Origin of the sequence: Cupriavidus metallidurans CH34, assembly GCF_000196015.1 — a bacterium.
Classification (GTDB): domain Bacteria; phylum Pseudomonadota; class Gammaproteobacteria; order Burkholderiales; family Burkholderiaceae; genus Cupriavidus; species Cupriavidus metallidurans.
Genome location: NC_007973.1, coordinates 3,380,903 through 3,402,414, shown reverse-complemented (window position 1 = coordinate 3,402,414; position 21,512 = coordinate 3,380,903). Strand labels below are relative to the sequence as shown.

The following is a 21,512-nucleotide window of genomic DNA, read 5'->3' as shown; positions in this document are numbered from 1 at the left end:
TCTTCATTTCATTAAGGAATCACCTTTGCGGTGCGTGAGGTTGACGCGCTAAGTCTTTGTTCTGATTAAAAAAAGCTTGTTTCTTGCCCCATAGCGAGCCTTGACCCGCCAAAACGCTTCCTCTAAAGTGGGAAATAGTGTGAGGAAGTGTATTTTTGTGTGAAAAACCGGGTTGGCTCTGCGATGATTTATCTCAGACCGAACTGGTAGCGGAAGGGATGAATCGACCTGCCGGACGGCTCAGATGCCGACGGCTACCAGGGGGGCGAGCTTGTTTCAGGGAGCATCGGCGCTTTCGCTTGATGCCAAGGGCCGGATGTCCATTCCGGCCAGGCACCGCGAAGCGCTGCAAACACAGGCCGAGGGCCGGGTTACGCTGACCAAGCACCCGGACGGATGCCTGTTGCTCTTTCCCCGCCCTGAGTGGGAGGTTTTCCGAGGCCGCATCGCGGCGCTGCCGATGGATGCCCATTGGTGGAAGCGGATTTTCCTCGGTAACGCCGCCGACGTGGATATGGACGGCGCAGGCCGCGTGCTGATAGCACCGGAATTGCGCAGTGCCGCCATGCTCGACAAGGAAGTGATGCTGCTCGGCATGGGCAGCCACTTCGAAGTTTGGGATGCCGCGACCTACGCCGCCAAGGAACAGGCAGCGATGGCGCAAGGCATGCCGGAAGCATTGAAGAATTTCTCCTTCTGAAGAGGTCATGAGCCCTACCGAATCGCCGGGGACCACCACCCTGCGCCATCGCACCGTGTTGCTGGACGAGGCCGTCGATGCGCTCGTCTGGCGGCCCGACGGCGCCTATGTGGACGGCACCTTCGGCAGAGGGGGGCACAGCCGGGCAGTACTGGCCCGGCTGGGGCCGGCCGGCACCCTGGTCGCCTTCGACAAGGATCCGGCAGCAATCGCAGAAGCGGGCACCATCAAGGATGCCCGCTTCTCCATTGAGCACGCGAGCTTTGCGGAAATGGGCGATCGGCTGGCCGGCCGTGGCCCGGTGGCTGGCGTGCTGCTCGACCTGGGAATCAGCTCGCCCCAGATCGACGAGGCAGCGAGGGGGTTTTCCTTTCGTTTCGAGGGCCCGCTGGACATGCGCATGGACACCACGCGCGGCATTACCGCCGCCGAGTGGCTTGCACAAGCGGACGAGCAGGACATTGCCAGGGTGATACGAGACTATGGGGAAGAACGGTTTGCTCTACAGATTGCAAAGGCGATTGTTGCTCGCCGGCGCGAATCCGGCGATGGCGGAGCACTCGCCACTACTTCAGACCTTGCCGCGCTCGTGGCGAAAGCCGTCAAAACACGCGAGAAGGGCCAGGACCCTGCGACCCGCACCTTTCAAGCTTTACGGATTTACATCAATCAAGAGCTTGAGGACCTCGAAAGAGGTCTGAAGGCGGCGTACGAACTGCTTCAGGTCGGGGGTCGCCTCGTGGTGATCAGCTTTCACTCGCTCGAGGACCGTATCGTCAAACGGTTCATGCAGGCGCACGCCCGCCCCGAGCGGGATGCCGATCCGGCCCTGCGCCGCGCACCGTTGCGCGCGGCTGACCTGCCGCAGCCGACGATGAAACTGCTGGGCCGATTCAAGCCGGGCGCCGAAGAGGTGGCCGGCAACCCGCGCGCCCGTTCCGCGGTGATGCGCGTGGCCGAAAAACTCGGAGAGCAGTCGGCATGAACCGCCTGACCTTCTTCCTCCTTGCCGCCCTGTTGTTCTGCGCGCTGTCGCTGGTCAGCGCGCAGCATCAGGCACGCACGCTGTTCGTGGCACTCGAACGCGCGCAGTCGGAGGAGAAGCAGCTCGATATCGACTGGTCGCGTCTGCAGTACCAGCAAAGCTCGCTCAGCAAGAGCGCGCGCATTGCCGAGGCCGCGCGCACGCAGCTCAAGATGTCGCCGGCGGTGGCCGGTCGTACCCAGTATCTGCAAGGCGTGGTGCTGCCATCGACGCCGCCGGATGCCGAACAACCCGCAGAGGGGGCAGCCAAATGAGCATGGCCCGGCCAACCATGAACCGCGCCCGCGCCGGCAACAAGTCGCGCGGCGAGGCAGCCCGTCCGCGCACCGGCCAGTTCTCCGCCAGCCCGGTGCTGGGTCTGCGCCTGCCGATGTGGCGCTCGAAGTTCGTGGTGTTCCTGATGTTCGCCGCGTTCCTGGCGCTGGCCGCGCGCGCGATGTGGATTCAGGGCCCGGGCAACCAGTTCTACGAGATGGAGGGCAAGAAGCGCTTCCAGCGCACGCTGGAGCTGCCCGCCACGCGCGGCAAGATCCTGGATCGCAACGGCCTGGTGCTGGCCACCAGCCTGCCGGTCAAGGCGATCTGGGCCGTGCCCGAGGACGTGCCGAACGATCTCGATCCGCAGCGCATGCGCCAATTGGCCAAGCTGCTGGACATGTCCGAAAAGGAACTGCGCGCCAAGTTCAACGAGGACAAGAGCTTCGTCTACCTGAAGCGCCAGGTGCTGCCCGATGCGGCCGACAAGATCGCCGCGCTCAAGATCGATGGCGTTCACCAGACTCGCGAATACAAGCGCTTCTATCCCGAAGGCGAGGCGATGGCGCATATCGTCGGCTTCACCAACGTCGAGGACAAGGGGCAGGAAGGTGTGGAACTGGCGCGTGAAAGCGTGCTGGCAGGCCGTCCCGGCGCGCGTCAGGTGATCAAGGATCGCCTGGGCCGCGTGGTGGAAGACGTCGGCATCCTGAAGACCCCGCGCGACGGCGAGGACATGCAGCTGTCGATCGACGCCAAGATCCAGTACCTGGCCTACAACGAGGTCAAGGCCGTGGTCGAGCGTAGCAAGGCAAAGGCCGCCAGCGCCGTGGTGCTCGATGCGCAGACCGGCGAGGTGCTGGCGCTGGCCAACTGGCCGACCTACAACCCGAACGACCGCAGCCGCCTGTCGGGCGAGCAGCTTCGCAACCGCGTGCTGACCGATACCTTCGAGCCCGGCTCGATGATGAAGCCGATTTCGATCGGGCTGGCGCTGCAGCTTGGCCGCGTGACGCCGTCGACGACCATCGTGACGACCGGCAAGTTCAACTTCGAAGGCGCGACGATCTCCGATACCCACAACTACGGCACGCTCACGGTGGGCGGTGTGATCCAGAAGTCGAGCAACATCGGCACGACGAAGATCGCGATGATGATGAAGCCGCAGGAGATGTGGGACATGTTTACCAGCGTCGGCCTGGGCCAGGCGCCGAAGATCGGCTTCCCGGGTGCCGTGGCGGGTCGCGTGCGGCCGTGGAAGAGCTGGCGGCCGATCGAGCAGGCGACGATGTCCTATGGCTATGGCCTCTCGGTGTCGCTGTTCCAGATCGCGCACGCCTATACGATCTTCGCGCACGATGGCGAGCTGATTCCCGTGTCGATCTTCAAGACCAACGGCCCGACAGACGGCGAACGCATCCTGTCGCCCCAGGTTGCCCGCCAGGTGCGCGGCATGCTCGAAACCGTGACAGCGCCCGGCGGTACCGCGCCCGAGGCCCAGGTGATGGGCTACCGCGTCGGCGGCAAGACCGGCACTGCATACAAGCACGTAGGCCGCGGCTACGACCGCAGCAAGTACCGCGCCTCGTTCATCGGCCTGGCCCCGATGTCGAACCCGCGCGTGATCGTGGCCGTCAGCGTGGACGAGCCGACCTCCGGCAGCCACTACGGTGGCGCGGTCGCCGGCCCGGTCTTCTCGGCCATCACCGGCGGCGCTCTGCGCGCGCTGAATGTCCAGCCCGACTCGCCGATCCGGCAGTTGATGGTCACCGACAAGGTGCCTGAGAGCGAACCATGGAGCGCGACCCAATGACGCGCCAGCCGCTGCTTCCGCTCGAAGTCTCCGCCCAGGCCAGCAACGCGCTGGCCTGGCTGCGTACGCACGCCCCGGAAAACGCGCAGTTGACCGGCGATACGCGCCGCCTGCAACCGGGCGACGTGTTCTTCGCCTATGTGCTGGGCAACGAGCGTCTGGCTACCGATGGTCGTCCGCATATCGACAAGGCGATCGCTGCCGGCGCGTCGGCCATTGTCTACGAGGCTGACAACTTCGCATGGCCCCATGACGATCGCGTGCCGCATCTGGCAGTGTCTCACCTGCACGAACTGGCAGGCCCCATCGCGGCTGGCTGGTACGGCATCGCTGCGTGCAATCTGACGATCGCCGGCGTCACGGGCACCAACGGCAAGACCTCGTGCTCGCAATGGCTGGCACGCCTGCTGCAGATGGCAGGCACGCGATGCGCGACGATCGGCACCCTCGGCTCGGGCTTCCCCGATGCGCTCAAGCTCACCGGCTTCACCACGCCGGACGCCGTGCAGTTGCAGGCCAGCCTGGCCGAACTGCACGACGCCGGCGCGCGCGCCGTGGCGATGGAAGTTTCCTCGCATGGGCTGGAGCAGGGCCGCGTGGCCGGCACCGGGTTTGCCGTTGCCGTGCTGACCAACCTGACCCAGGACCACCTCGACTACCACGGCACGATGGCCGAGTACGAGGCAGCCAAGGCGCGCCTGTTTGCGTGGGACGGCCTCAAGGCGGCGGTGATCAATCGCGACGATGGCATGGGCCAGCGCCTGCTAGCCAGCAACGCGGTGGCCGTGAGTGCCCCGCAAGTCATTGAATACGGCATCGACGGCAAGGCCGGCGCTTCGGTGGCACGCGGCCAGTGGCTGCGCGCGACTGGCGTGCGGGCCACTGGCGCCGGCACGGCGTTCCACGTCGACGGCAGTTTCGGCACCGCGGACGTGACCACGCCGATGATCGGAGCATTCAACGTCAGCAATCTGCTGGCCGTGCTCGGCGCCGCGCTAGCGCAGGGCGTGACCTGGGATGCCGCCATCGATGCGCTGCGCCGCCTGACGCCGGTCGATGGCCGCATGGAATTGTTCGGCGGCCACGATGCCCCGCTGGCCGTGGTCGACTACGCCCATACGCCCGATGCGCTGGTCCAGACGCTGACCGCGCTGCGGCCCGTGGCCCAGGCGCGTCAGGGCAAGCTATGGTGCGTGTTCGGCTGCGGCGGGGATCGCGACGCCACCAAGCGCCCGCTGATGGGCGGTGTGGCCGAGCGCCTGGCCGATGAAGTGGTGCTGACCAGTGACAACCCGCGCAGCGAAGATCCGCGCGAGATCCTTGAAGCGATCGCCGACGGCATGAGCGACCGTGCCCGCGCCGCGCTGATCGAGGACCGCGCCGCCGCCATTCTCTACGCCATCAAACATGCCGCCCCGGCCGACGTGGTGCTCGTGGCCGGCAAGGGCCACGAAGCCACGCAGGAGATCCAGGGTCGCAAGCGCCCGTTCTCTGACCGCGAGCACGTGCGTCTGACCCTGGGCGCGCGGGGGGTGTCGGCATGAACCGCCAACCGATGACGACTTTGCAGCAAGCCGCTGGCTGGATTGCCGGCGCAAGTATTTCCGGAGATGCTACGTGCTCGTTTTCGCGCGTGCATACCGACAGCCGTACCGTCGAGCCCGGCGACCTGTTCGTCGCGCTCAAGGGTGAGCGTTTCGACGCCCACGATTTTCTGGCCGATGTGGTCGCGCGCGGCGCCGCCGCGGTGATGGTGAGCCGCAAGGTCGACGTCGACGTGCCGGCGCTGATCGTGCCCGACACGCGCACCGGCCTCGGCCAGTTGGCCACGGGTTGGCGCCGCACGTTCACGCCGCCGACGGTGGCCGTGACCGGCAGCAATGGCAAGACCACGGTCAAGGAAATGATCGCGGCGATCTTTGCCGCGGCCGTGGGTGAAGGCGATCGTCTGGCAACGGGTGGCAACCTGAACAACGACATCGGCCTGCCACTGACCGTGCTGCGCCTGCGCGCGCATCACAAGCTGGCCGTGCTCGAGCTGGGCATGAATCACCCGGGTGAGACGATCTACCTGGCCGGCATCGCCCAGCCGACCGTGGCGGTGGTCACCAACGCCCAGCGCGAGCACCAGGAGTTCATGGTCAGCGTGGAGGCCGTGGCGCATGAACACGCCAGCGCCATCGCCGCGCTGCCCGCCGATGGCGTGGCCGTGTTTCCGGTCGATGCCGAAAGCGGTGGCGCCTATGCGGCCATCTGGCGCCAGGCCGCTGGCACACGGAAGGTGCTGTCGTTTGGGACCGATGCTTCGGCCGACGTACGGGCTACGGTGTCGCTGGAGAATGGCGTGCAGGTGCTGGATGTGACCGCGCCGGACCGGCGCTTCACGCTGCGCCTGCATGTGCTGGGTGTGCACAACGTGCGCAACGCGCTGGCGGCTACGGCGTGCGCGCTGGCCGCAGGCGTCGATGTGGCGGCAATCCAGGCGGGCATCGCCGGCTTCACCGCCGTGAAGGGCCGCCTGCAGGTGAAGCACACCCCGGCGGGCACCGTCGTTATCGACGACACGTACAACGCCAACCCGGATTCGATGCGTGCTGCAATCGACGTGCTGGCCGGATTCGCGACCCCGCGCCTGCTGGTGCTGGGCGATATGGGCGAGGTAGGGGATCAGGGTCCGATGTTCCACACCGAGATCGGTGCGTACGCGCGCGAGCGCGGCATCGACGCGCTCTGGGCAACAGGCGAACTCGCACCGCACGCGGTGCAGGCATATGGCGGTGGCGCACGGTATTTCGCTCGCGCGGAAGACCTGGCGCAGGCGCTGGAGGCAGACAAGGAGGGCACGGTGGCCAATGCAGCGGCCGTGCTGGTGAAGGGATCGCGCTTCATGCGCATGGAACGGATGGTCGATGCGCTTGTCGCATCACCTTCCGCTCATTAACGAAACAGACCAACGATGTTATTGACACTGGCCCAGTGGCTGCAGAACGACTACAGCTTCCTGCGGGTCGTCAACTATCTGACTTTCCGCGCGGTGATGGCCAACGTCACCGCGCTGGTGATCGGCCTGGGTTTCGGGCCGTGGGTGATTCGCCGCCTTACCGAACTGAAGATCGGTCAGGCCGTGCGCACGATCGGCCCCCAGACGCACCTGGTGAAGGCCGGCACGCCGACCATGGGTGGCGTGCTGGTGCTGATCTCGATCGCGATCTCGACGTTGCTCTGGTGTGACTGGGGCAACCGCTTCATCTGGGTTGTGCTGCTCGTGACGCTGGGCTATGGCGCGATTGGCTGGGTCGATGACTACCGCAAGGTGGTCTATCGCGATCCGCGCGGCATGTCGAGCCGCGAGAAATTCTTCTGGCAGACGCTGATCGGTCTGGTTGCCGCCGTGTATCTGGCGTTCTCGGTGTCCGAGGCCAGCAACGTGCGCATCTGGAGTCTGTTCCTGAGCTGGATCGAGGGCGGCATGTTCGCCGACGTGCCGTACAAGATGAACCTGATCGTGCCCTTCTTCAAGGAAGTGAGCTACCCGCTCGGCGTGACCGGTTTCATCGTGCTGACCTATCTGGTGATCGTTGGCTCGAGCAACGCGGTGAACCTGACCGACGGTCTGGACGGCCTCGTGATCATGCCCGTGGTGCTGGTGGGCGGCGGCCTTGGCGTGTTTGCCTATGTGATGGGCAATGCGGTCTACAGCAAGTACCTGCTGTTCCCGCACATTCCCGGCGCGGGCGAGCTGCTGATCTTCTGCTCGGCGATGGCCGGCGCGGGACTGGCGTTCCTCTGGTTCAACGCCCACCCGGCACGCGTGTTCATGGGCGACGTTGGCGCGCTGGCGCTGGGCGGGGCGCTGGGCACGGTAGCGGTGATCGTGCGCCAGGAGATCGTGCTGTTCGTGATGGGCGGGATCTTCGTGGTGGAAACGCTGTCAGTGATGCTCCAGGTGTCGTGGTTCAAGTTCACGAAGCGTCGCTACGGCGAAGGCCGCCGGCTGTTCCGCATGGCGCCGCTGCATCACCACTTCGAACTGGGCGGCTGGAAGGAAACACAAGTGACGGTGCGCTTCTGGATCATCACGATGCTGCTGGTGCTGATCGGGTTGTCGTCGCTGAAGCTGCGCTGAACCCGGGCTGAAATTTTTAATCTACGGACTCTACAAGGCAGGAAAACGAAGTGTTTGGCGTGTTGCAGAAACCTCATGTGCTGGTACTTGGCCTCGGTGAATCGGGGCTGGCCATGGCACGCTGGTGCGGCCTGAATGGCTGCCGCGTGCGCGTGGCCGACACACGCGAGGCGCCCGCCAACCTTGTCTTCCTGCAGGCGGAACTGACCACGGCCCAGTTCATGGGCGGGCAGTTCACCGAGAACCTGCTCGACGATATCGGTCTGGTGGCGATCAGCCCCGGGCTGTCCCCGCTCGAACCCAATACCAGGGCGCTGCTCGAGGCGGCGCAGGCACGCAGTATTCCTGTCTGGGGCGAGATCGAACTGTTCGCCCAGGCGATTGGCTACCTGGAGGCCACGTCGGGCTACGCCCCGCGCGTGCTGGCCATCACCGGTACCAACGGCAAGACCACGACCACCGCGCTGACTGGCCGGCTGATCGAGCGCGCAGGCAAGACCGTGGGCGTGGCAGGCAATATCAGCCCGTCTGCGCTGGACAAGCTGTCGGCCTGCATCGCCAGCGCCACGTTGCCCGATGTCTGGGTGCTCGAACTGTCCAGCTTCCAGCTCGAATACACGTTCTCGCTGGCGCCGCACGCGGCCACGGTGCTCAATGTCACGCAGGACCACCTCGACTGGCACGGCAGCATGGAAGCGTATGCCGCCGCCAAGGCGCGCATCTTCGGCCCGGCCGAGAAGGGCTGCCTGCAGGTGCTCAACCGGCAGGACCCGCTGACGATGAACATGGCCCGCCGCGGCACCACGCTGGTCACGTTCGGCACTGACCTGCCCGAGACGCCGGGCAGCTACGGCGTGCTGCGCGAAGGCGGGATGCCATGGCTCGTGCTGGCCGAGCCCGACACCGAAGCCGATGCCGAGCAGAAGCCGCGCCGCCGCAAGAAGGACGATGTCGCCGCCGACGCCGTCGTGCCGGTACGCCACAAGCGCCTGATGCCGGCCGACGCGCTGCACATCCGCGGCATGCACAACGCCACCAACGCGATGGCCGCGCTGGCGCTGTGCCGCGCGATCGACCTGCCGCTCAACGCGCTGCTGCACGGCCTGCGCGAGTATCGTGGCGAGCCGCACCGCGTGGAATGGGTGGCAACGATCGATGAAGTCGAATACTTCGACGACAGCAAGGGGACGAACGTCGGCGCCACCGTGGCTGCACTGAGCGGGCTGGATAAGCACGTGGTGCTGATCGCCGGTGGCGAGGGCAAGGGCCAGGATTTCTCGCCGCTGGTCGCGCCGGTGGCGCAATACGCGCGCGCCGTGGTGCTGATCGGCAAGGATGCGGGCGCGCTGCGCGAGGCGCTGGGGGCTACCGGCAAACCGCTGATCGACGCCGGCTCGCTGGAAGAAGCGGTAGAGAAATCCGCCAGCCTCGCGGAAGCGGGCGACGTGGTGCTGCTGTCGCCGGCTTGCGCCAGCCTCGACATGTTCCGTAACTACGTGCATCGCGCCCAGGTGTTCCGCGGCGCGGTGGAAGAACTGGCTTTGTCCCGGGGGATCATGCCATGAGCGACTCGCAGGTCAAGCGCAGCGGATTCATCGGCGCCACCATCGGCAATGCCTGGGGTGGCCTGCGTGATGCGGTGTCCGGCGTCAAGCCGACACGCTCCCGCATGATGGAGTACGACCAGCCCCTGCTGTGGGTAGCGATCGTACTGCTGACGTTCGGCCTGGTGATGGTCTACTCGGCATCGATCGCGCTGCCGGACTCGCCGCGCTACGCCAACTACCGCGAGGCCCATTTCCTGGTGCGCCATGCGTTCAGCCTGGTGATCGGACTCTCCACGGCGCTGGTGGCGTTCCAGATTCCGGTGAAGGTCTGGGACCGCTACGCGCCGAAGCTGTTCATCGTCGCGCTGATCCTGCTGGTGATCGTGCTGGTGCCGTTCGTCGGCAAGGGCGTGAACGGCGCGCGGCGCTGGATTCCGCTTGGCCTGATGAATTTCCAGCCGTCCGAACTGATGAAGCTGGCCGTGGTGCTGTACGCGGCCAACTACACGGTGCGCAAGCAGGAGTGGATGCAGACCGTCTCGAAGGGCTTCCTCCCGATGGGGGTGGCCGTGGTCGTGGTGGGGATGCTGCTACTGCTCGAACCCGATATGGGCGCGTTCCTGGTGATCGCGGCCGTGGCGATGGGCATCCTGTTTCTGGGTGGCATCAACGGCAAGCTGTTCGCCGGCCTGGTCGGCGTGGCCGTGGGTGCGTTCGCGCTGCTGATTACGGCATCGCCATGGCGTCGCGAGCGGATCTTTGCGTACCTGAACCCGTGGGAAGAAAGTAACGCGCTCGGCAAGGCTTATCAGCTCACACACTCGCTGATCGCCTTCGGCCGTGGCGAATGGACCGGCGTGGGCCTGGGCGGCAGCATCGAGAAGTTGCACTACCTGCCGGAAGCCCACACTGACTTCATCCTGGCGGTGATCGGCGAGGAATTCGGCTTCATCGGTGTGCTGGTGATGATCGTGCTGTTCTACTGGATGGTCCGCCGCTGCTTCGACATCGGCCGTACGGCGCTGCAGCTCGACCGTACCTTCGCCGGTCTGGTGGCCAAGGGCATGGGCATCTGGATCGGCTGGCAAACGTTCATCAACATGGGCGTGAACCTGGGCCTGCTGCCGACCAAGGGCCTGACGCTGCCACTGGTCAGCTATGGCGGCTCGGGCATCCTGATGAACTGTGTGGCGTTGGCGATTGTCCTGCGCATTGACTACGAGAACAGGGTGTTGATGCGCGGAGGGAAGGTATGACCGCACGCACGCTGCTCGTGATGGCTGGCGGCACCGGGGGCCACGTGTTCCCGGGGCTGGCGGTCGCGCGTGCGTTGCGTGACGAGGGCTGGCGCGTGGTCTGGCTCGGCAATCGTACGGGCATGGAAGCGACGCTGGTGCCGAAGCACGACATTCCGATGGAGTACATCCAGTTCGGTGGACTGCGTGGCAAGGGCCTGCTGACCAAGCTCCTGCTGCCGCTGAACCTGCTGCGCGCGTTCTGGCAGAGCATCGGCGCGCTGCGTCGGGTGAAGCCGGACGTGGTGCTCGGCATGGGCGGCTATATCACCTTCCCGGCAGGGATGATGGCGTCGCTGCTCGGGCGCCCGCTGGTGCTGCACGAACAGAATTCGATCGCTGGCCTGGCGAACAAGGTGTTGGCGAAGGTCGCGGACCGCGTGCTCTGCGCGTTCCCGGACGCGTTGCCGAATAGCGAATGGACCGGCAATCCGGTGCGTGCCGAACTGGCGCAGATTCCGGCGCCGGAGTCACGCTACGACCATCGCGCCGGCCCGCTGCACGTGCTTGTGGTGGGTGGCAGCCTTGGCGCGGCCGCGCTCAACGACGTGGTGCCGAAGGCAATCGCGCTGCTGCCCGAGGGGCAGCGCCCGGTCGTCAAGCATCAGGCCGGCGCGAAACAGATCGATACGCTGCGCGCGAACTACGCAGCAGCAGGAGTGGCCGGCGATACCGTGCCATTCATCGACGACATGGCGGCGGCCTACGCCGACGCCGATCTGGTCATCTGCCGCGCAGGCGCGATGACGGTTTCCGAAGTGGCGGCCGCCGGTGTGGCAGCGCTGTTCGTGCCGTTTCCGCATGCGGTGGACGATCACCAGACCACCAATGCGACGTTCCTGTCGAAGCAGGGCGCTGCGTTGCTGGTGCAACAGAACGAACTGACCGCGGAAGGTCTGGCGAAGACGCTCGCCGGCCTGTCGCGGACGCAATTGAAAGACATGGCGCGCGCTGCGCGTGGCCTGGCCAAACCGGAGGCAACCCGGCGCGTCGCCGAGATCTGCAGCCAGTTGGCGGGTAAATCGTGAAACGAATTCAATGAAGCATATTGTCAAGAACATCCACTTCGTAGGCATTGGCGGGGCCGGCATGAGCGGCATCGCCGAGGTCCTGCTGAATCTGGGCTACAAGGTCTCGGGTTCCGACGTGGGCAGCAATGCCGCCACGCGGCGCCTGGCTTCGCTCGGCGCGCGCGTGGCTCATGGCCACGACGCGGAAAACGTGACGGGCGCCAATGCCGTGGTGGTATCCACCGCGGTGACCAACGACAACCCCGAAGTGCTGGCAGCCCGCGCCAGGCGTATCCCGGTGGTGCCGCGCGCGGTGATGCTGGCCGAGCTGATGCGCCTGAAGCAGGGCGTGGCTATCGCCGGCACCCATGGCAAGACCACCACGACCAGCCTGGTGGCATCGGTGCTGGCCGAAGGCGGGCTAGATCCGACGTTCGTGATCGGTGGCCGCCTGAATTCAGCCGGCGCTAACGCGCGGCTCGGCACGGGCGATTTCATCGTCGCGGAAGCCGACGAGTCCGACGCGTCGTTCCTGAACCTGTTTCCGGTGATGGAAGTCATCACCAATATCGACGCCGACCACATGGACACCTACGGGCATGATTTTGCCCGGCTCAAGCAGGCGTTCGTGGAGTTTACCCAGCGCCTGCCGTTCTACGGCATTGCCGTGCTGTGTGTCGATGACCCGAACGTGCGCGAGATCCTGCCGTTCGTGTCCAAGCCGGTGGTGCGCTACGGTTTTGCCGAGGACGCGCAGATTCGTGCGGTCAATGCGCGCGCCGTTGATGGACAGATGCACTTCACCGTGCTGCGCCAGCTCAATGGCCACGCCGAGCCGCCGCTCGACATCGTGCTGAACCTGCCGGGGATTCACAACGTCCAGAACGCGCTGGCCGCCATCGCGATTGCCACCGAACTCGAAGTGCCGGACGCGTCGATCGTCAAGGCGCTGCGCGAGTTTCACGGCGTGGGCCGCCGCTTCCAGCGCTACGGCGAGGTGGCGACGCCCGACGGTTCGGGCACGTTCACGCTGGTCGACGATTACGGCCATCACCCGGTGGAGATGGCCGCGACGCTGGCTGCCGCGCGCGGCGCGTTCCCGGACCGCCGCCTGGTGCTGGCATTCCAGCCCCATCGCTTCACACGCACGCGCGACTGTTTCGAGGACTTCGTCAAGGTGCTGGGCACCGTCGACGCGCTGCTGCTGGCGGAGGTGTACGCCGCCGGCGAATCGCCGATCGTCGCGGCCGATGGCCGCGCGCTGACGCGCGCGCTGCGCGTTGCAAACAAGGTAGAACCCGTTTTTGTCGAGCAGATCGAGGACATGCCCCAGGCCATCCTGAATGCCGTACGGCCCGGCGATGTGGTCGTAACCATGGGCGCTGGCTCGATCGGCGCAGTGCCGGGCCAGTTGGTGTCGCATCAACAAGGGGGGCAGCAATGAGCTTCGTCGCCCATCCCAATATCGATCCGAAGTCGCTGGGCAAGGTTGGCGTGCTGCTGGGTGGCAAGTCCGCCGAGCGCGAGATCTCGCTGCTGTCCGGTAACGGTGTGCTGGCCGCGCTGAAGTCGCGCGGCGTCGATGCGCATCCGTTCGATCCGGGCCTGCAGCCGATCAGCGAACTGGCTGCCGCAGGTTTCGACCGCGTTTTTATCGCGCTGCACGGTCGCTACGGCGAAGACGGCACGATGCAGGGCCTGCTCGAGCAGCTTGGCATCCCCTATACCGGCAGCGGCGTGCTGGCGTCGGCGCTGGCCATGGACAAGCAGGCTACCAAACGCCTGTGGATGACGCACGGCCTGGCTACGCCGCGCTTCGCGATGCTCTACGCGAATACCGATTTCGATGCCGTGGTTGCCGATCTTGGCCTGCCGCTGATCGTCAAGCCGGCCCGTGAAGGGTCGTCGATCGGCCTGACCAAGGTGATCGCCGCGGACCAGATGCGCGCTGCATTCGAGAAGGCCGCAGGGCTCGATGCCGACGTGATCGCCGAGACTTTCATCGATGGCGCGGAGCTGACTTGCCCGATCGTGGGCGAGGGTCCGACGGCCGAAGCGCTCCCAGTTATCAAGATTGTCGCGCCGGAGTCGAACTACGACTATCAAAATAAGTATTTTACTGACGATACCCAATACCTGTGCCCCTCGACATTGCCCGACGCGCTGGAGCGCGAAGTGCGCGCGCTGGCCGTGGAGGCCTTCCGGGTGCTGGGGTGTCGCGGCTGGGCCCGCGCGGACGTGATGCTGACGCGCGACGGCAAGCCTTATCTGCTTGAAATGAATACGTCCCCCGGCATGACCGGCCATTCGCTCGTGCCGATGGCGGCGCGTGCGAATGGCATCAGCTATGAGGACTTCGTCATGCAGGTACTGGCGGCAGCCACGCTGGACCTGCATCCGAATGAACACTGGAAACCCGAATAACCGCAGTACCGACCGCCTGAACGACGACACATGTGGCATAACGCGCGCCTGCTCAACCTGTTCGCCTCAGCGCTATACGCGCTGGTGGCGCTCATGGCGCTCGGGGCTGGGCTGCTGTGGCTGGCCCAGCGGCCGGTGTTCGCCATTACGCATGTCGAGCTGACGTCGATGGATGGCGCGCCGTTGCGCCACGTGAACGCGCCGAGCGTGCGCGCGAACGCGCTGGGCAAGCTGGCCGGCAACTTCTTCACACTCGACCTGAACACGGCGCGACAGGCGTTCGAGTCGGTGCCCTGGGTGCGCCACGCGAGCGTGCGGCGCGAGTGGCCGAATGGCTTGGCGATCCAGGTGGAAGAGCACGAACCCCTCGGTACCTGGGGTGGTCCGGATAGTGGCAGGCTGATCAATACCTATGGCGAGGTATTCGTGGCCAACACCGCCGAGGCCGAAGAGGATGCCCAGCTGCTGGCGCTTGACGGACCGCCGGACAGCGAGGAAGACGTGGTCGAGAAGCTGGAGATCATGCGCGAGTGGTTCAAGCCGATGAAGCTCGAACCGCTGGCCGTGGCGCTGTCGGGGCGTTATGCATGGCGTGCCAAATTGTCTAACGGCATGGTCGTCGAATTCGGCCGCGAGCAGAACGACGAGGATCGCACGGCCATGGAGGCGCGGGTCAAGCGCTTCGTGGCGTCGTGGCCGCAGGTCACGGAGCAGATGGGCAAGCAGATCGAGTATGCCGATCTGCGCTATCCCAACGGGTTCGCGATCCGGGCGGCCAGCGTGCGCTTCCTGACCGATGCGCAGGCAGCGGCGGCGGCCAAGGCGGCGACCAAGGCAGCCAGCGGCGCGGCAACCCCCCAGGCGGCTTCGGCCGGCAACACCAACAACAATCCGACGCGACTCAAGAGTAAGAACGCGGAGAAAACTCGATGAGCAAGGAATACAAGGACCTACTGGTCGGTCTCGACATCGGCACCTCGAAGGTGGCGGCCGTGGTGGCGGAACTGCGCCCCGATGGCAGCTATGAGGTGATCGGGATGGGCCAGTCCGAGTCCAAGGGTTTGAAGAAGGGGGTCGTGGTCAACATCGAGGCTACCGTGCAGTCGATCCAGCGCGCGCTGGAAGAAGCCGAGCTGATGGCTGACTGCAAGATCGCCGAGGTGTTCACCGGCATCGCCGGCAGCCATATCCGCAGCTTCAACTCGAGCGGCATGGTGGCGATCAAGGACAAGGAAGTCACGCAGACGGATGTGGCCCGCGTGATCGAGACCGCCAAGGCGGTCAACATCCCGACCGACCAGCAGATCCTGCACATCCTGACCCAGGAATTCATCATCGACGGTCAGGAGGATGTACGCGAGCCCATCGGCATGAGCGGTATCCGGCTCGAAGTGAAGGTGCATATCGTGACGGGCGCGGTTAGCGCGGCCCAGAACATCGTCAAGTGCGTGCGCCGCTGCGGCCTGGAAGTGCACGACCTGATCCTGCAGCCGCTGGCCTCGAGCCTTGCGGTGCTGACCGAGGACGAGAAGGAACTCGGCGTGGTGCTGGTGGATATCGGCGGCGGCACGACGGACATCGCCATCTTCAGCGAAGGCGCGATCCGGCACACGGCCGTGATCCCGATCGCCGGGGACCAGATCACCAACGACATCGCCATGGCGCTGCGCACGCCGACGCCCGATGCCGAGGACATCAAGATGCAGTACGGCATCGCCAAGCAGGCGATTGCCGACCCGGAAGACATGATCGAGGTGCCTGGCGTGGGCGACCGCGGCACGCGCACGCTGAGCCGCCAGGCGCTGGCCGCTGTGATCGAGCCGCGTATCGAGGAACTCTATTCGCTGGTGCACCAGGTGGTGCGCGAGTCGGGCTACGAGGAACTGCTGTCGTCGGGCGTGGTGATCACCGGTGGCACGGCCATGATGCCGGGCATGGTGGAACTGGGCGAAGACATCTTCCTGAAGCCCGTGCGCGTGGGCGTGCCCGAGTATCGCGGCAACCTGCATGAAGTCGTAAAGAGCCCGCGTTACTCCACGGTGATGGGCCTGCTGCAGGAAGGATGCGTTCAGCGTATGCGCGGCCGCAAGGTGGCGGTGCAGAGCGGCTCCGTGAAACAGGTCTGGGGACGCATGAAGGAATGGTTTGTCGGCAACTTCTGATGAATTTGCCGGTCAGGTTTTCTTTGACGTGATACGCGCCTGGCGTCAGCGCGATGGCGGAAATGCACGTTGAGCAGTTTTTCGCAGTTTTACTGGTTAGTTGTTCTTGATAGTTTCTTGTTCAGGAACCAAGGGTTGCGGCGGGGAGGCTGCAGCGTTTGGGGACTGATTTTTCTCGGAGGCAGTGATGGACTTTGACATGATCGAAACGGAGATTCAGGACGGCACCATCATCAAGGTGGTGGGCGTGGGCGGCGCGGGCGGCAATGCCGTGCAGCACATGATCAGCCGTGGCGTGCAGGGTGTGGAATTCATTTGCATGAATACCGATGCCCAGGCGCTGAAGCGCTCCACCGCATCGCGCGTGCTGCAACTGGGCAACACCGGCCTTGGTGCCGGTGCCAAGCCGGAAGTTGGCCGTAACTGCGCGGAGCAGGCGCGTGACCAGATCGCCGACGCCCTGCGCGGCGCGCACATGGTCTTCATCACTGCCGGCATGGGCGGCGGCACCGGTACCGGTGCCGCGCCGATCGTGGCGCAGGTGGCCAAAGAAATGGGCATCCTGACCGTGGGCGTGGTCAGCAAGCCGTTCGACTTCGAAGGCGCGCGCCGTGCCAAGGTGGCCGAACACGGTTCGGGCGAACTCGAGTCGTCGGTGGACTCGCTGATCGTGGTGCTCAACGAGAAGCTGTTCGAAGTGATGGGCGACGACGCCGAGATGGACAAGTGCTTCCAGTGCGCCGATGACGTGCTGCATAACGCTGTCGCTGGCATCGCCGAAATCATCAATGTCGACGGTCTCGTGAACGTCGACTTTGAAGACGTGAAGACGGTGATGGGCGAGCAGGGCAAGGCCATGATGGGTACGGCTACCGTCTCCGGCGTGGATCGCGCCCGCCTGGCCGCCGAGCAGGCTGTGGCCAGTCCGCTGCTCGAAGGCGTGGACCTGTCCGGCGCGCGTGGCGTGCTGGTCAACATCACGGCCAGCCGCTCGTTGAAGCTGTCGGAAACCAAGGAAGTCATGAACACGATCCGCAGCTACGCCGCGGAGGACGCGACCGTGATCTTCGGTACGGTGTACGACGATTCGATGAGCGACGCGCTGCGCGTGACCGTGGTGGCCACTGGCCTGGGCCGTTCTGCCAAGAAGCAGCAGCCGATGACGCTGCTGAAGACCGGCACGGACAACATCCCGGTGCAGATGATGGCAGGCCTGACCGCTGCCCCGGCGCATGCATCGCCGGACTACAGCGGCCTGGATACGCCGGCCGTGTGGCGCAGCTCGCGCGAGTCGGCGTCCGCCCATGTGGCGGCGCTGCAAGAGAAGGGCGTGGATACGTACGACATCCCGGCCTTCCTGCGCAAGCAGGCTGACTGAGTTGGGCTCCGGCAGGGCCGTGGCGTCGGCCGCGTGCCTGGCGGGTTGTCGCTGGTCCGTTCCGCATCGCCCGAGCGCTCCCTTTCCGCTCGGTGATTGCCTGGACTGACGCCATCCGTCAGTGCGCCGGCACGCGTCGCGCCCGCGCCGAAAGCAGTCCGTCCGCATCCCGTTGCCGGGCAGGCAGGCCATCGGCCGCCTCCCCGGACTGGTTTCCCGCCTCCCAGCGGCGGGATGTGCCCCCGTCCGCGCGGCGCGTCCACAAGACGCGCCGCGCGGCGTTTGAGCAGCAAGCCGACTGCCCTGCACTTGACATAGCTGAAGCCAGGATTCGCCAATGCGACGCTTGGTTGCAACGGCATCCGCCCCTATGATGCAGGCAGGGTTTCTACCGAGAGGAGGAATCTCCGATGATCGCCATTGGGCAACGCGTCCCTGACGCCACGCTGTACGAATTTTTCGAAACCGAATCCGAAGGCTGCGTGCTCGGGCCGAATGCGTTTTCGGTGGCCGAACTGGTCAAGGGCCGCAAGATCGTGGTCTTCGGCCTGCCCGGCGCCTTTACTCCGACTTGCTCCGCGAAGCATGTGCCCAGCTATCTCAAGGAGTACGATGCGTTGCGTGCCGCCGGTGTCGACGAAATCTGGTGCCACTCGGTCAACGACGCCTTTGTGATGGGTGCCTGGGGACGCGAGCAGAAGGCCACAGGCAAGGTCCGGATGATGGGTGACGGCGCCGCGCAATGGGCCAGGGCCCTGGGGCTGGATCAGGACCTGAGCCAGCGCGGCTTGGGTGTGCGCGCCAAACGCTATGCGATGGTCGTCGATGACGGTGTGGTGACCCACCTGTTCATCGAGGAGCCGGGCGAGTTCAAGGTCAGCAGTGCCGAATGGGTGCTGCAGGCGTTGCGCGCTTGACACGGTAGTTCGGGCGTGAATGCTTTATACGTATCATTTCGGACGTTGTCTAACACCCCGAAACAAAGTGGTGCAGCGCAATAGACCGAGTAATGGTAGTATCGCGTTATCAAGTTTTACGCCCAATAGCTTTTAATAATAGTTGAGGCCGTCATGCTCAAACAGCGCACTATCAAATCCCTGGTGAAGACGGTTGGTATCGGTTTGCACTCGGGCCGCAAAGTGACGCTGACCCTGCGCCCGGCTCCGGCCGATACCGGCATCGTCTTTACCCGCGTCGACCTGCCCGAGGCCGTGGAAATCCACGCGGCGGCTTCTGCCATTGGTGATACCCGCCTGGCATCGGTGCTCCAGAAGGACGGCGCGCGCGTTTCGACCGTTGAACACCTGATGTCGGCCTGCGCCGGCCTGGGTGTCGACAATCTTTATGTCGACGTCGACGCCGAGGAAATTCCGATCATGGACGGCAGCGCGGCATCGTTCGTGTTCCTGCTGCAATCGGCGGGCATGGAAGAGCAGCCTGCGGCCAAGCGTTTCATCCGCGTGAAGAAAGCCGTGGAAGTCCGCGATGGTGACAAGCTGGCTCGCCTGGAGCCGTTCTTCGGCTTCAAGCTTGCCTTCACGATCGACTTCCGTCATCCCGCTGTCGACAAGACGGGTCAGACGTTCACGATCGACTTTGCCGACACCAGCTACGTCCGTGAAATCGCCCGTGCCCGCACTTTCGGTTTTGCCCATGAAGTTGAGGCACTGCGCGAGATGGGCCTGGCCCGTGGTGGCAGCCTCGACAACGCGATCGTGCTCGACGAGCACCGCATGTTGAACAACGAGGAACTGCGCTATGGCGACGAGTTCGTCCGCCACAAGATCCTCGACGCGATCGGCGACCTGTACGTGATCGGCCATCCGCTGATTGCTTCATATGTTGCGCACAAATCTGGCCATGGCATGAACAATCAGTTGCTGCGCGCGCTGCTGGCGGACCAGGAAGCCTACGAATTTGTGACCTTCGACAAGGTCGAGGAAGCGCCCGTCGCGTTCCTGCCACAGGCTCAGCCGGCATTCGCCTGACGACTGACTGGCATCAAGCTTCGATCGGAAACCCCGCGCCTCGTAAGGGCACGGGGTTTTTTGTTGTCTGCGGGATGGTGCCGGGCCGCGCATCTGGCCGCTCCCAACTACTAATAAGGGGGCTGAGCGGGCGTAGCGAGGATCGAATCAGCGATGCCGGGCCAGCAAGGCCTCCACCGCATCCTTCAGCGGTGACGCCTCCAGGTTGTGCGCCAGCACGTCCATGCTATGCAATCCGGCCGGCGACAGATTGGCCGTTCGCGGCTTGCGTTCGACCGGACTAGTGTCCCAATCGCCACGCCCGACCTCCGGTTGTACCCGTACACGGATTGCGGTAACCTGCGATCCCCGTTGCTGCAGCCGGGAAAGCAGGGTCGGCACCACTTGCCGGACCCGCGCGGCCGCCGCGCCATGCGCGGCAAGCAACAACAGTGTGCGCTCCATTTGCGGTCCCCGGTCGTCAGTCTTGACGCCGGCCACGGCGATGCCGGCCCGCATGCCTTGCGGCAGGAGTGACAGGACTTCCGCTTCCAGAGACGCCAGTTGCCGCGCGGTCTGCATCAGCGCCGAAACCGGCCCGGCCTTGGCCAGCCAGTCATTGAGTGGCTTGGCCGCAGGGGTCTGGTGAGCGTGGTGGGTGAACATGCGCATGCGCGCATTCTAGCGCGCAATCCTTGCCCGTCCGAGAGCCGGGATGCCTTTGCCCGCGTGCGCACGGGGCCGCAAGAGCGGCCCCGTCTTTTGGGGTGGGGTTAGGTCATGCAAATCATCGTGCTACATCCGCGCGAGCAGCGGATGCTTCGTTTCCATCTCACGCGCCTGCGCGTCGCGCTGCTCATGCTGGCGCTCTGCTCGCTCGTTGCCGCCGCCGCCTCAGGCGTTATCTGGCTCCTCGCGCGCTCCCAAGCGTCGCCCGAGGTCTCGCGACAAGCGCGCGAGAATGCCTTTCTACGGCAGAACCTGGCGGTGCTTGCCGCAAGCGTGGGCGATCTGCAGGCGCAGATGGTCCGTCTCGATGCCCTTGGTGAGCGGGTTTCGGGTCTGGCCGGCATTGCCCCCCAGGATTTCGACTTTCGCCATCGCCCAGCCCGTGGGGGCCCGGCCGCGCCGGCGCAGTCGCCCGAACTGACCCTGCCCGAGCTGCGCGCCGAGCTGGCCCGCCTGGGCGAGCAGGCCGAGCACCGCGTCGACTACTTCGATGTGATCGAGACCGCGTTGATGGACCGTCAGATGAGAGAACGACGCATCCCCCGGGTGCTTCCCGTGGCAACCGGGTACGACGGATCCAGCTTCGGTACGCGGATCGATCCTTTCACCGGTCGCCGCTCCCAGCATGAAGGCGTGGACTTCGTGGCACCCACCGGCACGCCGATCCTGGCGGCCGCAGGTGGCGTGGTGGTGGCAGCGGAATGGCACAACGAGTACGGCAACATGATTGATATCGATCACGATAACGGACTCAAGACCCGGTATGCTCACGCGTCGAAGTCGCTGGTTCGGGCTGGCGATATCGTCCGCCCTGGCCAGATGATTGCCCGGGTCGGCAGCACGGGGCGCTCGACCGGCGCACACCTGCACTTCGAGGTCCATGTGAACGGTTTGCCACGTAATCCGAATGGCTTTTTGAACGCGGCCGTACCGGCGCCCTTGGCCGAGGCGCTCTCCCCAACCAACCGGACCGCCATCCGCTGATCGTCGAACCCTGGGCACGCAGCGGAACATTGAAGTCGGTGAGGTTGTCCCAACCTCACCAGCAGCCTGTCCCGGAC

At 65.1% G+C, this 21,512-nt stretch carries 19 protein-coding genes; 18 read left to right on the top strand and 1 reads right to left on the bottom strand.

The genetic code is table 11. From position 1 onward, the window contains the following. Positions 1 to 271: 271 nt before the first annotated feature. The 17 genes from mraZ to lpxC all read left to right on the top strand — a co-directional run bounded on the left by mraZ (position 272) and on the right by lpxC (position 19,743). Positions 272 to 700 carry a division/cell wall cluster transcriptional repressor MraZ gene (gene mraZ, locus RMET_RS15710; protein ID WP_008650293.1) on the top strand — a complete coding sequence of 143 codons (429 nt, stop codon included), beginning with the start codon at positions 272 to 274 and terminating at the stop codon, positions 698 to 700. A gap of 7 nt (positions 701 to 707) precedes the next feature. Further along, positions 708 to 1,685 carry a 16S rRNA (cytosine(1402)-N(4))-methyltransferase RsmH gene (rsmH, locus tag RMET_RS15705; RefSeq protein WP_011517625.1) on the top strand — a complete coding sequence of 326 codons (978 nt, stop codon included), beginning with the start codon at positions 708 to 710 and terminating at the stop codon, positions 1,683 to 1,685. Beyond that, positions 1,682 to 1,999, top strand: coding sequence for a cell division protein FtsL (gene ftsL, locus RMET_RS15700; protein ID WP_008650296.1), 318 nt, complete (start codon positions 1,682 to 1,684; stop codon positions 1,997 to 1,999). The genes rsmH and ftsL overlap by 4 nt, the downstream gene beginning before the upstream one ends. Next, on the top strand, positions 1,996 to 3,813 hold the full coding sequence (locus RMET_RS15695) for a peptidoglycan D,D-transpeptidase FtsI family protein (protein ID WP_011517624.1): 1,818 nt from the start codon (positions 1,996 to 1,998) through the stop codon (positions 3,811 to 3,813). The genes ftsL and RMET_RS15695 overlap by 4 nt, the downstream gene beginning before the upstream one ends. Continuing rightward, positions 3,810 to 5,357 carry a UDP-N-acetylmuramoyl-L-alanyl-D-glutamate--2,6-diaminopimelate ligase gene (locus RMET_RS15690; protein WP_011517623.1) on the top strand — a complete coding sequence of 516 codons (1,548 nt, stop codon included), beginning with the start codon at positions 3,810 to 3,812 and terminating at the stop codon, positions 5,355 to 5,357. The genes RMET_RS15695 and RMET_RS15690 overlap by 4 nt, the downstream gene beginning before the upstream one ends. Next, entirely contained in the window at positions 5,354 to 6,754 is a 1,401-nt protein-coding gene (locus RMET_RS15685; protein WP_011517622.1) for a UDP-N-acetylmuramoyl-tripeptide--D-alanyl-D-alanine ligase, read from the top strand. Before RMET_RS15690 ends, RMET_RS15685 begins: the two co-directional genes overlap by 4 nt. A gap of 15 nt (positions 6,755 to 6,769) precedes the next feature. Next, the gene (gene mraY / locus RMET_RS15680; protein WP_008650301.1) at positions 6,770 to 7,939 is read left to right on the top strand and encodes a phospho-N-acetylmuramoyl-pentapeptide-transferase; all 1,170 of its coding nucleotides are present in this window, start codon (positions 6,770 to 6,772) and stop codon (positions 7,937 to 7,939) included. A 50-nt stretch (positions 7,940 to 7,989) separates the two neighbouring features. Next, on the top strand, positions 7,990 to 9,504 hold the full coding sequence (gene murD, locus RMET_RS15675; RefSeq protein WP_011517621.1) for a UDP-N-acetylmuramoyl-L-alanine--D-glutamate ligase: 1,515 nt from the start codon (positions 7,990 to 7,992) through the stop codon (positions 9,502 to 9,504). Further along, positions 9,501 to 10,742 carry a putative lipid II flippase FtsW gene (gene ftsW / locus RMET_RS15670; protein WP_008650307.1) on the top strand — a complete coding sequence of 414 codons (1,242 nt, stop codon included), beginning with the start codon at positions 9,501 to 9,503 and terminating at the stop codon, positions 10,740 to 10,742. Before murD ends, ftsW begins: the two co-directional genes overlap by 4 nt. After that, positions 10,739 to 11,809, top strand: a complete 1,071-nt coding sequence (gene murG, locus RMET_RS15665) for an undecaprenyldiphospho-muramoylpentapeptide beta-N-acetylglucosaminyltransferase (protein ID WP_011517620.1) — start codon at positions 10,739 to 10,741, stop codon at positions 11,807 to 11,809. Before ftsW ends, murG begins: the two co-directional genes overlap by 4 nt. Before the next feature lie 10 nt (positions 11,810 to 11,819). Then, a complete protein-coding gene (gene murC / locus RMET_RS15660) occupies positions 11,820 to 13,235 on the top strand; it encodes a UDP-N-acetylmuramate--L-alanine ligase (protein ID WP_011517619.1) in 1,416 nt (471 codons plus the stop codon). Further along, positions 13,232 to 14,215: a D-alanine--D-alanine ligase gene (locus RMET_RS15655; protein ID WP_011517618.1), complete on the top strand. Its 984-nt coding sequence runs from the start codon at positions 13,232 to 13,234 to the stop codon at positions 14,213 to 14,215. The genes murC and RMET_RS15655 overlap by 4 nt, the downstream gene beginning before the upstream one ends. 30 nt (positions 14,216 to 14,245) lie before the next feature. After that, positions 14,246 to 15,148: a cell division protein FtsQ/DivIB gene (locus tag RMET_RS15650; RefSeq protein ID WP_011517617.1), complete on the top strand. Its 903-nt coding sequence runs from the start codon at positions 14,246 to 14,248 to the stop codon at positions 15,146 to 15,148. After that, entirely contained in the window at positions 15,145 to 16,377 is a 1,233-nt protein-coding gene (ftsA, locus tag RMET_RS15645; RefSeq protein WP_008650315.1) for a cell division protein FtsA, read from the top strand. Before RMET_RS15650 ends, ftsA begins: the two co-directional genes overlap by 4 nt. Positions 16,378 to 16,564: 187 nt before the next feature. Further along, positions 16,565 to 17,755 (top strand): cell division protein FtsZ, encoded by a 1,191-nt coding sequence (ftsZ, locus tag RMET_RS15640; protein WP_008650317.1) that lies wholly within the window; start codon positions 16,565 to 16,567, stop codon positions 17,753 to 17,755. Positions 17,756 to 18,165: 410 nt separating this feature from the next. Further along, complete coding sequence (locus RMET_RS15635) at positions 18,166 to 18,672, top strand: peroxiredoxin (protein ID WP_011517616.1); 507 nt, start codon at positions 18,166 to 18,168, stop codon at positions 18,670 to 18,672. A 153-nt stretch (positions 18,673 to 18,825) separates the two neighbouring features. Beyond that, positions 18,826 to 19,743 carry a UDP-3-O-acyl-N-acetylglucosamine deacetylase gene (gene lpxC, locus RMET_RS15630; RefSeq protein WP_008650320.1) on the top strand — a complete coding sequence of 306 codons (918 nt, stop codon included), beginning with the start codon at positions 18,826 to 18,828 and terminating at the stop codon, positions 19,741 to 19,743. 147 nt (positions 19,744 to 19,890) lie between these two features. Here lpxC and RMET_RS15625 read toward each other — a convergent pair whose 3' ends face one another. Continuing rightward, a complete protein-coding gene (locus tag RMET_RS15625; RefSeq protein WP_011517615.1) occupies positions 19,891 to 20,394 on the bottom strand; it encodes a DciA family protein in 504 nt (167 codons plus the stop codon). A 108-nt stretch (positions 20,395 to 20,502) separates the two neighbouring features. On the opposite strand from RMET_RS15625, the gene RMET_RS15620 reads away from it, so the two are divergent. Further along, a complete protein-coding gene (locus tag RMET_RS15620) occupies positions 20,503 to 21,435 on the top strand; it encodes a M23 family metallopeptidase (RefSeq protein ID WP_011517614.1) in 933 nt (310 codons plus the stop codon). Positions 21,436 to 21,512: the final 77 nt, after the last annotated feature.

Coding starts and splice junctions, on each gene's coding strand:
- rsmH (WP_011517625.1), top strand. CDS start 708: ATGAGCCCTACCGAATCGCCGGGGACCACCACCCTGCGCCATCGCACC.
- ftsL (WP_008650296.1), top strand. CDS start 1,682: ATGAACCGCCTGACCTTCTTCCTCCTTGCCGCCCTGTTGTTCTGCGCG.
- RMET_RS15695 (WP_011517624.1), top strand. CDS start 1,996: ATGAGCATGGCCCGGCCAACCATGAACCGCGCCCGCGCCGGCAACAAG.
- RMET_RS15690 (WP_011517623.1), top strand. CDS start 3,810: ATGACGCGCCAGCCGCTGCTTCCGCTCGAAGTCTCCGCCCAGGCCAGC.
- RMET_RS15685 (WP_011517622.1), top strand. CDS start 5,354: ATGAACCGCCAACCGATGACGACTTTGCAGCAAGCCGCTGGCTGGATT.
- mraY (WP_008650301.1), top strand. CDS start 6,770: ATGTTATTGACACTGGCCCAGTGGCTGCAGAACGACTACAGCTTCCTG.
- ftsW (WP_008650307.1), top strand. CDS start 9,501: ATGAGCGACTCGCAGGTCAAGCGCAGCGGATTCATCGGCGCCACCATC.
- murG (WP_011517620.1), top strand. CDS start 10,739: ATGACCGCACGCACGCTGCTCGTGATGGCTGGCGGCACCGGGGGCCAC.
- murC (WP_011517619.1), top strand. CDS start 11,820: ATGAAGCATATTGTCAAGAACATCCACTTCGTAGGCATTGGCGGGGCC.
- RMET_RS15655 (WP_011517618.1), top strand. CDS start 13,232: ATGAGCTTCGTCGCCCATCCCAATATCGATCCGAAGTCGCTGGGCAAG.
- RMET_RS15650 (WP_011517617.1), top strand. CDS start 14,246: ATGTGGCATAACGCGCGCCTGCTCAACCTGTTCGCCTCAGCGCTATAC.
- ftsA (WP_008650315.1), top strand. CDS start 15,145: ATGAGCAAGGAATACAAGGACCTACTGGTCGGTCTCGACATCGGCACC.
- ftsZ (WP_008650317.1), top strand. CDS start 16,565: ATGGACTTTGACATGATCGAAACGGAGATTCAGGACGGCACCATCATC.
- RMET_RS15635 (WP_011517616.1), top strand. CDS start 18,166: ATGATCGCCATTGGGCAACGCGTCCCTGACGCCACGCTGTACGAATTT.
- lpxC (WP_008650320.1), top strand. CDS start 18,826: ATGCTCAAACAGCGCACTATCAAATCCCTGGTGAAGACGGTTGGTATC.
- RMET_RS15625 (WP_011517615.1), bottom strand. CDS start 20,394: ATGCGCATGTTCACCCACCACGCTCACCAGACCCCTGCGGCCAAGCCA.
- RMET_RS15620 (WP_011517614.1), top strand. CDS start 20,503: ATGCAAATCATCGTGCTACATCCGCGCGAGCAGCGGATGCTTCGTTTC.